This window comes from Streptomyces sp. NPDC048275 (assembly GCF_040652275.1).
In the GTDB taxonomy this organism is placed as follows: domain Bacteria; phylum Actinomycetota; class Actinomycetes; order Streptomycetales; family Streptomycetaceae; genus Streptomyces.
The window spans coordinates 79,218-91,640 of record NZ_JBEZLR010000009.1 but is presented as its reverse complement, the minus strand read 5'-3'; the positions used below and the strand labels follow the sequence as shown (position 1 = coordinate 91,640).

The following is a 12,423-nucleotide window of genomic DNA, read 5'->3' as shown; positions in this document are numbered from 1 at the left end:
TATGTCCGAGCACGTCGTAGTGGCCCTCGGCCCCGTCGACATCGGCACGGTGGCCCCCGTCCTCGGGGAACGGGTCACTCTCGTCACCGATCCCACGCCCGATGACCTCGCGGTCGCCGAGGGCGCCATCGTCCGCGCCGACCGGAGGGTCGACGAGGACCTCCTTCGGCGGGCGCCACGGCTGCGGGTCGTCGCCCGCACCGGCGTCGGCGTCGACCTGGTCGACGTGGCGGCGGCCTCCGCCCGCGGGATCCCCGTGGTCATCACCCCGAACAGCGGCAGCCGGGCCGTGGCCGAGGGCGTCTTCGCCATGGCCCTGCACCTGACCAAGCGGCTGAGACCGCTGACCGACCTGGTACGGGACGGCCGCTGGGCCGAGCGGAACGCCGTACCGGTCGGCGACCTGGACGGCGCCACCCTGGGGATCGTCGGCTACGGCCGCATCGGCCGCCGGGTGGGCGAACTCGCCGCCGCCTTCGGGATGTGGACACTCGCCCACGACCCGTTCAGCCCGCCACCGGCCGAGTTCGCCTGCGCCGATCTCGGTGAACTGGCCGAGTCGAGCGACGTGCTCACCCTGCACGCGCCGCTCGTGGAGGGCACCCGGCACCTCGTGGACGAGCGACTGCTGTCCCGCGTCAAGCCGGGAGCGATCCTGATCAACTGCGGCCGCGGTGGCCTGCTCGACCCGGACGCCACCCTGGCCGCCCTGGAGTCGGGCCGGCTGTCGGGCGTCGGACTGGACGTGTTCGACCCCGAGCCGGCCCTCCACCATCCGCTGTTCGACCACCCCGATGTCGTCCTGACCCCTCACCTGATGGGCATGACGCGGCGGGCGCAGACCCTGACCTTCGTCGACGCCGCCCGCGGTGTCGCGGACGTCCTCGCGGGCCGCCCGCCGACCGCGGTCGCCAACCCCGACTGGAACCACCGAAAGGCCACGGCATGACCACGTCACCCTTGTACAGGATCGCCGGCGCGCCCATCTCCTGGGGCGTGTGCGAAGTCCCCGGCTGGGGCTACCAGCTGACGCCCGACCGGGTGCTGAACGAGATGCGCGAAGTCGGCCTCGCCGCCACCGAGATCGGCCCCGAAGGCTTCCTGCCCGGCGAGCCGGACGCGATGGCCCGGACGCTCGCGCACCACGACCTCCAAGCGGTCGGCGGCTTCACCCCGCTGCTGCTGCACGTGCCCGGACACGACCCGCTGCCCGAGGTCGAACAGCTCCTGGAGAGCTATGCCGCCTCGAAGGCGGAGGTGCTCGTCCTGTCGGCCGTCACCGGCCAGGACGGGTACGACTCCCGACCCGAACTCGACGCCGACGGCTGGCGGCTGCTGCTGTCCAACCTCGACCGGCTCGCGTCGCTGGCCACCGAACGCGGCGTACGTGCCGTCCTGCACCCGCACGTCGGCACGATGATCGAGAACGGTGACGAGGTCCGACGTGTCCTGGAGCACTCGGCGATCTCCCTCTGCCTCGACACCGGGCACCTGCTCATCGGCGGCACCGATCCGGCCGAACTCACCCGCCAGGCGCCCGACCGCATCGCCCACACCCACATGAAGGATGTGGACGCCTCCCTCGCCGCCAAGGTCCAGTCCGGACACCTCAGTTACACCGAGGCCGTGCGCAAGGGCATGTACCGCCCGCTGGGCGCGGGAGACGTGGACGTCCAGGCCATCGTCACCCACCTCAGCGCACGCGGCTACGACGGCTGGTACGTCCTGGAACAGGACACCATCCTGACCGAGGAGCCCAAGGCGAAGGGGCCGGTCGAGGACGTGTGGGCCAGCGCCGAGCATCTGCGCGCGGTGCTGCGCGGTGTCGCGTAGCCGTATACAGGCCTGATGTGTTTTTGATGTCTTCTGAGGGATTGACCGGCATGTGCGGAGCATCCAAGAATGCCGAGGCGGCTTGCTGTCTGTTCTCGCCGCCTGTTCTTGTCATTGCCATTCGTCGCGTGCCGGCGTCTTTTCCGAACATGAGGAATCCAGGAAACAGAAATGACCGCTGACGAATTTCTGGCCACTTGTTGGACCACCGCGGGTGACGCCGCTCCCGACCAGGAAGACCAGCGCAGTCCGCTGAGCCTGCGGGAAAGGGTGGAAGCGGCGGCCGACGCCGGATTCAAGGGCTTCGGGCTGCTGTACGCGGACCTGGTGGAAGCCGAGCGCGAGTACGGGCTCGCCGGTGTCCGGTCGCTCTTCGCGGACAACGGAATCCACCACATCGAGGTGGAGCTGCTGACCGACTGGTGGACCGACGGACCCCGGCGGGCCGCGTCGGACGCCGTCCGCGTCGGAATGCTGCGGGCCATCGAGGCGCTCGGCGCACGCACCTTCAAGATCGGCCCCGACGTGGCGGACGAGCCCTGGGACCTGGACGTCTGGGCCAAGGAGTTCGCCACGCTGGCGGCGCAGGCCGACGGGGTGGGCGCCCGGCTCGGGGTCGAGCCCCTGCCCTGGTCCAACCTCAAGACCGTGCACGACGGACTCCGGCTCGTCGAGGCCGCCGGTCACCCGGCGGGCGGCCTCATCATCGACGTCTGGCACACCGAGCGCGCCCACACCCCACCCGCCGACCTGGCGGACGTACCCGGGTCGCGGATCGTGGGCGTGGAGCTCAACGACGCCGACAGTCAGGTCGTCGGCACCCTTTTCGAGGACACCGTCCATCGCCGTCGCCTGTGCGGTGAGGGCTCCTTCGACCTCCCGGGGATCATCGCCGCGCTCCGCACGGCCGGCTTTCGCGGCCCCTGGGGCGTGGAGATCCTCTCCGACACGCACCGCACGCTGCCGGTGCGGGAGGCCGCCGCGGCGGCGTACCGGACGGCCGCGACGCTGGTGAAGTAGATGCCGCAGGGGTGGCGGGGACGAAACCACGGTCGTCCCCGCCACCCCTGTTTCCGTCTGCCGGTGCGGATCGGCTGAGCAAGGTCCTACCTCCGCATGAGCAGCTGGAACTCGAACACGTAGCGCGCCGCGTTGTAGAGATGTGTGCCGTACTCCACGGCTTCCCCAGCGGCGTTGTACGCCGTGCGCCGCATGGTGAGCAGGGGCGCGCCCTCGGGTTCCCCGAGGTGTTCGCCCTCCTCGGCGGTGGCCGCATGGGCGCCGATCGCCTGATGCGCGCTGTGCAGACTGATGCGGTCCGTGCGCAGGATCCGGTACAGACCCGTGGCCTCCAGCAGCTCCGTGTCCAGGTCGAGCAGCAGGTCGGTCGGCAGGTAGTTGCGCAGGACGGCCACGGCGAGTCCGTTCGCGTACCGGATCCGCTCCAACCGGACCACGCTGTCGCCCTTCCTGACACCCAGAGCTGCGGCGACCTCGGCGGACGCGGGCACGACGTCGTTGCGTACCACCCGTGTGCTCGGTGCCTGCCCGGCCTCCTCCAGATCGTCGTAGAGGCTGGTGAGTTCCAGAGGGCGCCTGACCGTGCTGTGCACGACCTGGGTGCCGACGCCCCGACGCCGTACCAACAGTCCCTTCTCGACCAGGGCCTTGATGCCCTGCCGGACGGTCGGCCGGGACAGACCGAGTCGTCCGGCGAGGTCGACCTCGTTGCCGAGCAGGGCGCCCGGCAGGAGCAGGCCGTGCTCGATGGCCTGCTCCAACTGCTGGGCGAGCTGGTGGTACAGCGGTACCGGGCTCATGCGGTCGATGGCGATGTCGAGCACAGCCGTACCGTCGGCCGTTTTCCGGCGCCCGGCCTTCATCAGTGGTTGCGGGGGAAGCCCAGGTCGACGCCCGTGGGGGCGTCGGACGGGTCGGGCCAGCGGGTGGTGACGACCTTGCCGCGGGTGTAGAAGTGGGTGCCGTCGTTGCCGTAGATGTGGTGGTCGCCGAAGAGGGAGTCCTTCCAGCCGCCGAAGGAGTGGTAGCCGACGGGGACCGGGATCGGGACGTTCACGCCGACCATGCCTGCCTCGATCTCCAGCTGGAAGCGGCGGGCGGCGCCGCCGTCCCGGGTGAAGATCGCCGTGCCGTTGCCGAACGGCGAGCTGTTGATGAGGGCGACACCCTCCTCGTAGGTGTCGACGCGCAGCACGCAGAGCACCGGGCCGAAGATCTCGTCCTGGTAGGCCTTCGCGCTGGTGGGCACCTTGTCGAGGAGCGAGATGCCGATCCAGTGACCGTTCTCGAAGCCCTCGACCGTGTGGCCGGTGCCGTCGAGCACGACCTCGGCGCCCTCGGCCGCCGCGCCGGTGACGTAGGAGGCCACCTTGTCGCGGTGGACGGCGGTGATCAGCGGGCCCATCTCGGAGGCCGGGTCGTTGCCGGGGCCTATCTTGATCTTCTCGGCGCGCTCGCGGATCTTGTCGACCAGCTCGTCGCCGATCGCGCCGACCGCGACGACCGCGGAGATCGCCATGCAGCGCTCCCCGGCCGAGCCGTAGGCGGCCGACACGGCGGCGTCCGCGGCCGCGTCCAGGTCGGCGTCCGGCAGGACCAGCATGTGGTTCTTGGCGCCGCCCAGGGCCTGGACGCGCTTGCCGTTCGCGGAGGCCGTGGTGTGGATGTAGCGGGCGATCGGCGTCGAGCCGACGAACGAGACGGCCTTGACGTCCGGGTGCTCCAGCAGGCGGTCCACGGCCGCCTTGTCGCCGTGGACGACGTTGAAGACGCCGTCCGGAAGACCGGCCTCCGCGAGCAGCTCGGCGATCTTCAGGGCCGCCGACGGGTCCTTCTCGGACGGCTTCAGCACGAAGGTGTTGCCGCACGCGATGGCGATCGGGAACATCCACATCGGCACCATGGCCGGGAAGTTGAACGGCGTGATGCCCGCGACCACGCCCAGCGGCTGGCGGATGGACGAGACGTCGACCCGGGTGGCGACCTGCGTGGAGAGCTCGCCCTTCAGCTGCACGGTGATCCCGCACGCCAGGTCGACGATCTCCAGGCCGCGCGCGACCTCACCGAGCGCGTCCGAGTGCACCTTGCCGTGCTCGGCGGTGATCAGCTCGGCGATCTCGTCGCGGTGGGCGTCGAGCAGCGCGCGGAACTTGAACAGGATCGTGGTCCGCTTGGCCAGTGAGGACTGGCCCCAGGTCGCGTAGGCGTCCTTCGCGGCGGCGACCGCCGCGTCGACCTCTTCGACGGAGGCGAAGGGAACCTGCTTCTCCTGGTCGCCCGTGGCGGGGTTGTGGACGGGGCCGTAGCGCTCGGACGAACCCTCGCTGGGCTTGCCGTTGATCCAGTGGTGGAGGTTCTTCATCGGGTGCGGGTTTCCTTTCGGACGGCCGGACTCAGGCGTGGTCGCGGCGGCTGTCGAGGGCGGTGTAGAGAGGCAGGCGAGGGTCGACCGGCCGGCCGTCCCAGGTGTCACGAACCCCGGCGTGGTCGGGGTGGTCGCAGATCAGCCAGGCGCGGTCCGCGCCGGGGCCGGCCATGACGTTGAGGTAGTACATGTCGTGACCGGGCGCGGCGACGGAGGGGCCGTGCCAACCGTCGGGCACGAGCACGGTGTCGCCGTCGCGGACCTCGGCCAGGAGATCGGTGTTGCGGCCGTTGCCGGAGGGGGAGACCCTCTGGTAGCCGAGGCCGTCGGCACCACCGGCGATCTCGAAGTAGTAGATCTCCTCCAGCCGGCTCTCGCCCGGACGGTCCTCGTCGTGCTTGTGCGGCGGGAAGGAGGACCAGTTGCCGCCCGGCGTCAGGACTTCGACGGCGATGAGCTTGTCGCACTCGAAGGCCCCTGCGGCAGCGAAGTTGTTGACCTGCCGGCTGTACTGACCGCTGCCGCGCAGTTCGACGGGAACGGCCGATGCGGGCTGGTAGCGGGCGGGCAGACGCCGGTCGCAGCGTGCTCCGGTGAGGGCGAAGCGGCCGCCGCCCCGGGTGGCGAGGGAGACGTGGGCGTCGCGTGGGGTGTATACGAAGTCGGTGACGCCGGTGAAGACGCTCTCCCGTCCGGCCAGCCGGAACGTCTGGCCACCGACGGCGACCGTGCAGGAGCCGGACAGCGGTAGGACGATCCACTCGCTGTCCCCGGTGTCGAAGTCGTGCCAGCCGCCGGGCGGCAGGTCGAGGACGCTCAGACTGGAGAACTCCCAGTCGGCGGTCCGGGGGGTGACGTCAACGGCGTACAAACCGTTTGCGGTCTTGCCCGCGGGCAGGTGGCACCGGTGGTTCTGGCCACGCGGGTCGGGCGAACGGGTCACGGCGTGAGCGTCCTTCGGGTGGTGGTTCACAGCAGACTCACGGCTGTGTCGACTGCGGCCTCCACGCTGCCGAAGGCGGGGTAGAGCAGCGAGCGGCCGACGACCAGACCGTGCACGGTGGGGAGTTGGAGGGCCTTGCGCCACTTCTCGTACGCGGCCTCCTGCTCCTCGGCGGACGGTCCGACGTCGCCGCCCAGCAGGACGGCGGGCAGTGTGGACGCCTCCAGGGCCTGCGCCATGTCGTCGGAGTTGTCGGTCACGGGGAGCTTGAGCCAGGTGTAGGCGGAGGTGCCGCCGAGGCCGGAGGCGATGGCGATGGAGCGGGTGACCGCATCCGCGCTCAGGTCGTTCCTGACGCGCCCGTCGATCCTCCGGGAGATGAACGGCTCGATGAACAGCGGAAGTTGACGCCCGGCCATCGCGTGGACGGCCTGTGCGGTGGACTCCAGGGTGGTCAACGAGCCGGGGTCGTCGTAGTCGATGCGGAGCAGCAGCTTGCCGGCGTCGAAGCGCAGCCGGGCGAGGTCCTCGGGCCGGTGGCCGGTGAAGCGGTCGTCGAGTTCGAAGGAGGCGCCCGCCAGGCCGCCCCGGTTCATCGATCCCATCGCCACCTTGCCCTCGAGGGCGCCGAGGAGCAGCAGGTCTTCGAGGATGTCGGCAGTGCCGAGTACTCCGTCGACGCCGGGTCTCGACAGCGCGGTGCACAGACGCTCCAGGAGGTCGGCGCGCCGAGCCATGGCGTACGGCTGTCCGCCGGCTGCCAGGGCGCCGCGGGCCGGATGATCGGCGGCGATGATCATCAGGCGGCCGCTCGCGCTGAGCAGGGGGCGGCGCGTGCGGCGGCCAGCGGCCTCGGCGACGGCCTCGGGGTGCCGTGCCCGGATCGCCGGGAGGTCGGTGACGCCGATGTTCATGGGATGACCTCTTTCGATAAGGCGTGTGGGGGTCAGCGGCGGGCGAGGAAGTCGCGCAGCTCGTCCTGGGTGGGCATCGCGGAGGAGCAGGCGAGCCGTGAGGCGACGAGGGCGCCGGCCGCGTTCGCGTACCGCATGATCTGTTCCAGGTCCCAGCCCGCCAGGAGGCCGTGGCAGAGCGAACCGCCGAACGCGTCGCCGGCCCCCAGTCCGTTGACGACCTCGACGGGCGTGGGCGGTACCTCGGCGACCGTGCCGTCGCGGTGCACGGCGAGCACGCCCTTCGGGCCTTGCTTCACCACGGCCAGCTCCACGCCGGCGTCAAGGAGCGCCTGGGCACAAGCACGGGGCTCGCGCACGCCGGTCGCGACCTCGCACTCGTCGAGGTTGCCGACGGCGACGGTGGTGTGCCGGAGCGCCTCGGCGTAGTACGGACGGGCCTCTCCCGGGTCCTTGCGGGCTGTGTCATTCCAAAGCTCCGGGCGCCAGTCGAGGTCGAAGACGGTGATGCCCCGCTTGGCCCGTGCTTCGAGGGCGGCCAGCGTGGCGGAGCGGCTGGGCTCCTCGCTCAGGCCGGTGCCGGTGATCCAGAAGACGAGAGTGCTCCGGATGGCGTCCAGGTCGAGTTCCTCGGTCCTGATCTCCAGGTCGGGGGCCTTGGGTCGCCGGTAGAAGTACAGAGGGAAGTCGTCCGGAGGGAAGATCTCGCAGAAGGTGACGGGCGTCGGGTGGTCGGCCACGGGCGACACCCAGCGGTCGTCGACCCCGAACCCCTTGAGTGCCTCGTGCACATACCTGCCGAACGGGTCCTGCCCGGTTCGGGTGATCACGGCGGTGGAACGTCCGAGACGGGCCGCGGCGACCGCGACATTGGTGGCGGAGCCGCCCAGGAACTTGCCGAAGCTCTCGACCCTTTCCAGGGGGACGCCGATCTGGAGAGGGTATATGTCGACGCCCGTTCGACCCATGGTTATTACATCAAAGGAAGCGTTCATTCGCGGATCTCCTGCATGCGGGCGCGCGTCTCCCCGTCGCGGTCAGGAAGGCGAAGGGAAAGGGCCGGGGACGCCGGCCCATTTCAGGTGTAGAGGTCACGCGTAACCAGCGTCAAGCAATTGTTCTGACATCTTGCCTTGATGGATAAATGATGTCATTACAAACGTTGACCTCAGGGTGGCGTGACGGTTCTATCTCGTCATAGGCAACAGCCGTGTTAACGGCATGTGATCCGCAGCGTTCGCTCGATCAGCCGCTTCCCCCTTTCCCCTGCAGCACAGTGAGGTGCCGGAAAGATGGACCGTTCGTCCCACCCCCGCTCCCGCAGAATCGTTCCCGTCGTCGCAGCAGCGGCCGCCGCACTGCTTGTGGCCGGATGCTCCAGCAGTTCCGGAGGAAAGCAGGCCGAAGAGGGCGGGGACGCTGTCTCGGCCGGCAAGGCCAACACTCCCCGCATGACGGTCGCGATGATCACGCACGCGGCCCCTGGCGACACCTTCTGGGACACGATTCGCAAGGGCGCCGAAGCCGCCGCCGCCAAGGACAACGTCAAGCTGATCTACTCCAGCGACCCCAGCGGCCCCAACCAGGCCAACCTGGTCCAGAACGCCATCGACCAGAAGGTCGACGGCATCGCTGTCACTCTCGCCAAGCCGGACGCCATGAAGGCCGTGGTCGCCAAGGCCGAGCAGGCCGGCATCCCCGTCGTCGGCTTCAACGGCGGTGTGGACGCCTGGAAGAAGCAGGGCCTGCTCGAGTACTTCGGCCAGGACGAGTCCATCGCCGGCGAGGCATTCGGCCGCCGGCTCAACGAGGCCGGTGCCAAGCACACCGTCTGCGTGATCATGGAACAGGGGCAGGTGGCCCTGGAGGCCCGTTGCGCCGGCGTGAAGAAGACCTTCCAGGGCGAGACCGACATCCTCAACGTCAACGGCACCGACATGCCGTCGGTGAAGTCGACGATCACCGCCAAGCTCAAGCAGGACAACTCCATCGACTACGTGACGACCCTCGGCGCCCCGTTCGCGATGACCGCCATCCAGTCCATCGCCGACGCGGGCAGCAAGGCCAAGCTCGCCACGTTCGACCTCAACAAGGATCTGGTCGGCGCCGTCAAGTCCGGCAAGATCCAGTGGGCCATCGACCAGCAGCCTTACCTCCAGGGGTACCTGTCGATCGACTCCCTGTGGCTCTACAAGACGAACGGCAACTACAGCGGCGGCGGCGAGGCACCCGTGCTGACCGGGCCGGCCTTCGTCGACAAGTCCAATGTCGACAAGGTCGCCCAGTTCGCAGCGAAGGGCACCCGGTGATGACCATGACCCAGACCACGGCCCCGGCGACGGGCTCCCCGTCGCCGGCCCCGCCGGCCCCTCAGAAGGACGGGCGAACCTCTGAACGGCCGCTGGCCATCCGGCTGTTGGCCCGACCCGAAGTGGGCGTCTTCCTCGGCGCCCTCGCGGTGTACGTCTTCTTCTTCGCCGCAGCGCCGGCGGTCCGTGACGGCAGTTCGATGGCGACGGTGCTCTACCAGTCGTCGACCATCGGCATCATGGCGCTGCCCGTGGCTCTTCTGATGATCGGCGACGAGTTCGACCTGTCGGCCGGCGTCGCGGTGATCACCTCGGCGCTCACCGCGGCCATGCTCAGCTACCAACTGAGCATGAACATCTGGGTCGGCGTGATCGCCGCGCTCCTGGTGTCGCTGGCGGTCGGCTTCCTGAACGGCTGGCTGGTGGTCAAGACCGGGCTGCCCAGCTTCCTGATCACCCTGGGCAGCTTCCTGGTCCTGCAGGGCGTGAACCTCGCCGTCACCAAGCTGGTCACCGGCAATGTGGCGACCGACGACATCAGCGACATGGACGGCTTCGACCAGGCCAAGAAGGTCTTCGCGTCGTCCTTCGACGTCGGAGGCGTCGAGGTGAAGAGCACCATCGTGTGGTGGCTGGTCTTCGCGGCCATCGCCACCTGGGTCCTGCTGCGCACCAAGTACGGCAACTGGATCTTCGCGGTCGGCGGCAACAAGGAGTCGGCGCGGGCCGTCGGTGTCCCGGTGGCCTTCACCAAGATCTCGCTGTTCATGCTGGTCGGCTTCGGTGCCTGGTTCATCGGCATGCACCAGCTGTTCTCCTTCAACACCGTGCAGTCGGGCGAGGGCGTCGGCCAGGAGCTGATCTTCATCTCCGCTGCGGTGATCGGCGGCTGTCTGCTGACCGGCGGCGCCGGCTCGGCGATCGGCCCGGTCTTCGGCGCGTTCATGTTCGGCATGGTCCAGCAGGGCATCGTCTACGCGGGCTGGAACCCCGACTGGTTCAAGGCGTTCCTCGGCGTGATGCTGCTCGGCGCCGTCCTGATCAATCAGTGGGTCCAGCGCACAGCGAGCCGGAGGTGAACGGAATGACAAGCACCAACGAAACCGGCGCTCACGGGGTCTTCCTCAAGGACAGCGTGCCCGAGGGCGAGGACCGTCCCATCGTCCAGCTCCGCAGCGCCGGCAAGTCCTACGGCAACATCCGTGCCCTGCACGGCGTCGACCTCGCCGTCCACCCCAGCCAGGTCACCTGCGTGCTGGGCGACAACGGCGCCGGCAAGTCCACCCTGATCAAAATCATCTCAGGGCTGCACCAGCACACCGAGGGCGAGTTCCTCGTCGACGGCGAGCCGGTGCGCTTCTCCACCCCGCGCGAGGCCCTCGACCGCGGTATCGCCACCGTCTACCAGGACCTGGCCACCGTGCCCCTGATGCCGGTGTGGCGCAACTTCTTCCTCGGCTCCGAGATGACCAAGGGACCCTGGCCGATCCGACGCCTCGACATCGAGAAGATGAAGAAGACCGCGGACCAGGAACTGCGCAACATGGGCATCGTCCTGGACGACCTGGAACAGCCCATCGGTACCCTCTCAGGCGGCCAGCGCCAGTGCGTGGCGATCGCCCGCGCCGTCTACTTCGGCGCCCGCGTCCTGATCCTGGACGAGCCGACCGCCGCCCTCGGCGTCAAGCAGTCCGGTGTCGTGCTGAAGTACGTCGCGGCCGCCCGCGACCGCGGTCTCGGCGTCATCTTCATCACCCACAACCCGCACCACGCCTACATGGTCGGCGACCACTTCAGCGTCCTGCGCCTGGGCACCATGGAACTGTCGGCCGAACGCAGCGAGATCACCCTGGAGGAGCTGACCAACCACATGGCCGGCGGCACCGAACTCGCCGCACTCAAGCACGAGTTGGCCCAGGTCCGCGGCGTCGACGTCGAGGAACTCCCCGAAGAGGACGCCCTTCAGGTCGGCGCCCCCCAGGCCAACTGACCCTCACCAGCACCGGAGACATCACGAACATGCCACCTCAGCGAACACTGGGTGTCGCCGTCGTCGGCACCGGCAAGATGGGCGCGGACCATGTGCGCAGACTCCACGACGTCGTCAGCGGGGCACGCGTGACAGCCGTCGTCGACATCGAGGCGGAGCGCGCCAAGACACTCGCGGACGCCATCGAGGGCTGCACGGCGTACACCGAACCCGCGGCGGCCATGGCAGCTCAGGACGTGGACGCCGTCCTCATCGCTTCCCCGGGGCCCGCCCACGAGGCGGCCCTGCTCGAAGCCCTCGGCCGTGACCTGCCGGTGCTGTGCGAGAAGCCGCTCACCCCCGACGCGGCCTCCGCCCTGCGCGTCCTGGAGGCGGAGCAGCGGCTCGGGCACCAGCGTGTCCAAGTGGGCTTCATGCGGCGGTACGACACCGAATACATGAAGCTGAAGCAGCTCCTCGACAGCGGGGAGCTGGGCCGGGCACTGATGCTGCACCATCGGCACCGGAACCTGTCCATGCCGCCGTGGTTCACCAACGAGATGCTCATCAACGACTCGGTGGTCCATGAGATGGACGTGACACGCTGGCTCCTCGATCAGGAGATCACAGCGGTCACCGTGTACAAGCCGGCCCCGACGTCGCATGCTCCGGAGGGTATGAACGACCCTCAATTCATACTCTTCGAAACCGAGTCGGGTGCCCTGGTCGACGTCGAGATCTTCGGCCACTGCGGCTACGGCTACCAGGTGCACGCCGAAGCGGTCTGCGAGCGGGGCACCGTGCGCATCGGTGACGAGCACGGGCCACGGCTGAGCGCCGCCGGCCACTGGGGCGGACGCATCACACCGGACTACGTCGAGCGGTTCGAGGACGCCTACGACCGTGAGGTCCAGGGCTGGGTGGACGCCACCCGACGCGGGGGGATCACCGGCCCCAGCGTCTGGGACGGCTACGCGGCGGCGGCCGTGTGCGAGGCGGGAGTGCTCTCCCAGCGGGAGGGGCGACGCGTCGAGGTCGAGCTGATCGAGCGACCCGCTTTCTACCAGTAG

12 protein-coding genes are annotated in these 12,423 nt (G+C 69.2%); 7 read left to right on the top strand and 5 right to left on the bottom strand.

What is annotated here, in order from left to right; all coding sequences use genetic code 11:
* Position 1: 1 nt before the first annotated feature.
* From AB0D57_RS08465 to AB0D57_RS08455, 3 genes are all read left to right on the top strand, one after another.
* Positions 2 to 949, top strand: a complete 948-nt coding sequence (locus AB0D57_RS08465) for an NAD(P)-dependent oxidoreductase (protein ID WP_362068772.1) — start codon at positions 2 to 4, stop codon at positions 947 to 949.
* The gene (locus tag AB0D57_RS08460; RefSeq protein WP_362068769.1) at positions 946 to 1,833 is read left to right on the top strand and encodes a sugar phosphate isomerase/epimerase; all 888 of its coding nucleotides are present in this window, start codon (positions 946 to 948) and stop codon (positions 1,831 to 1,833) included. Before AB0D57_RS08465 ends, AB0D57_RS08460 begins: the two co-directional genes overlap by 4 nt.
* Positions 1,834 to 2,004: 171 nt before the next feature.
* Entirely contained in the window at positions 2,005 to 2,853 is an 849-nt protein-coding gene (locus AB0D57_RS08455; RefSeq protein ID WP_362068762.1) for a sugar phosphate isomerase/epimerase family protein, read from the top strand.
* An 86-nt stretch (positions 2,854 to 2,939) separates the two neighbouring features.
* Here the strand turns inward: AB0D57_RS08455 and AB0D57_RS08450 are convergent, their stop codons facing one another.
* From AB0D57_RS08450 to iolC, 5 genes are read right to left on the bottom strand one after another with little or no spacing between them, the layout of a single operon-like run.
* Entirely contained in the window at positions 2,940 to 3,716 is a 777-nt protein-coding gene (locus AB0D57_RS08450) for a GntR family transcriptional regulator (RefSeq protein WP_362068759.1), read from the bottom strand.
* The gene (gene mmsA / locus AB0D57_RS08445; protein ID WP_362068756.1) at positions 3,716 to 5,215 is read right to left on the bottom strand and encodes a CoA-acylating methylmalonate-semialdehyde dehydrogenase; all 1,500 of its coding nucleotides are present in this window, start codon (positions 5,213 to 5,215) and stop codon (positions 3,716 to 3,718) included. Before mmsA ends, AB0D57_RS08450 begins: the two co-directional genes overlap by 1 nt.
* A gap of 31 nt (positions 5,216 to 5,246) precedes the next feature.
* Complete coding sequence (gene iolB / locus AB0D57_RS08440; protein WP_362068753.1) at positions 5,247 to 6,161, bottom strand: 5-deoxy-glucuronate isomerase; 915 nt, start codon at positions 6,159 to 6,161, stop codon at positions 5,247 to 5,249.
* A 26-nt stretch (positions 6,162 to 6,187) separates the two neighbouring features.
* Entirely contained in the window at positions 6,188 to 7,075 is an 888-nt protein-coding gene (locus AB0D57_RS08435; RefSeq protein ID WP_362068750.1) for a deoxyribose-phosphate aldolase, read from the bottom strand.
* 32 nt (positions 7,076 to 7,107) lie between these two features.
* Positions 7,108 to 8,070 carry a 5-dehydro-2-deoxygluconokinase gene (iolC, locus tag AB0D57_RS08430; RefSeq protein ID WP_362068747.1) on the bottom strand — a complete coding sequence of 321 codons (963 nt, stop codon included), beginning with the start codon at positions 8,068 to 8,070 and terminating at the stop codon, positions 7,108 to 7,110.
* A gap of 297 nt (positions 8,071 to 8,367) precedes the next feature.
* On the opposite strand from iolC, the gene AB0D57_RS08425 reads away from it, so the two are divergent.
* From AB0D57_RS08425 to AB0D57_RS08410, 4 genes are read left to right on the top strand one after another with little or no spacing between them, the layout of a single operon-like run.
* Positions 8,368 to 9,384: a sugar ABC transporter substrate-binding protein gene (locus tag AB0D57_RS08425; RefSeq protein ID WP_362068744.1), complete on the top strand. Its 1,017-nt coding sequence runs from the start codon at positions 8,368 to 8,370 to the stop codon at positions 9,382 to 9,384.
* Positions 9,384 to 10,463, top strand: coding sequence for an ABC transporter permease (locus tag AB0D57_RS08420; RefSeq protein WP_362068741.1), 1,080 nt, complete (start codon positions 9,384 to 9,386; stop codon positions 10,461 to 10,463). Before AB0D57_RS08425 ends, AB0D57_RS08420 begins: the two co-directional genes overlap by 1 nt.
* Positions 10,464 to 10,468: 5 nt before the next feature.
* A complete protein-coding gene (locus tag AB0D57_RS08415; RefSeq protein ID WP_362068738.1) occupies positions 10,469 to 11,374 on the top strand; it encodes an ATP-binding cassette domain-containing protein in 906 nt (301 codons plus the stop codon).
* 29 nt (positions 11,375 to 11,403) lie between these two features.
* Positions 11,404 to 12,423: a Gfo/Idh/MocA family oxidoreductase gene (locus AB0D57_RS08410; protein ID WP_362068735.1), complete on the top strand. Its 1,020-nt coding sequence runs from the start codon at positions 11,404 to 11,406 to the stop codon at positions 12,421 to 12,423.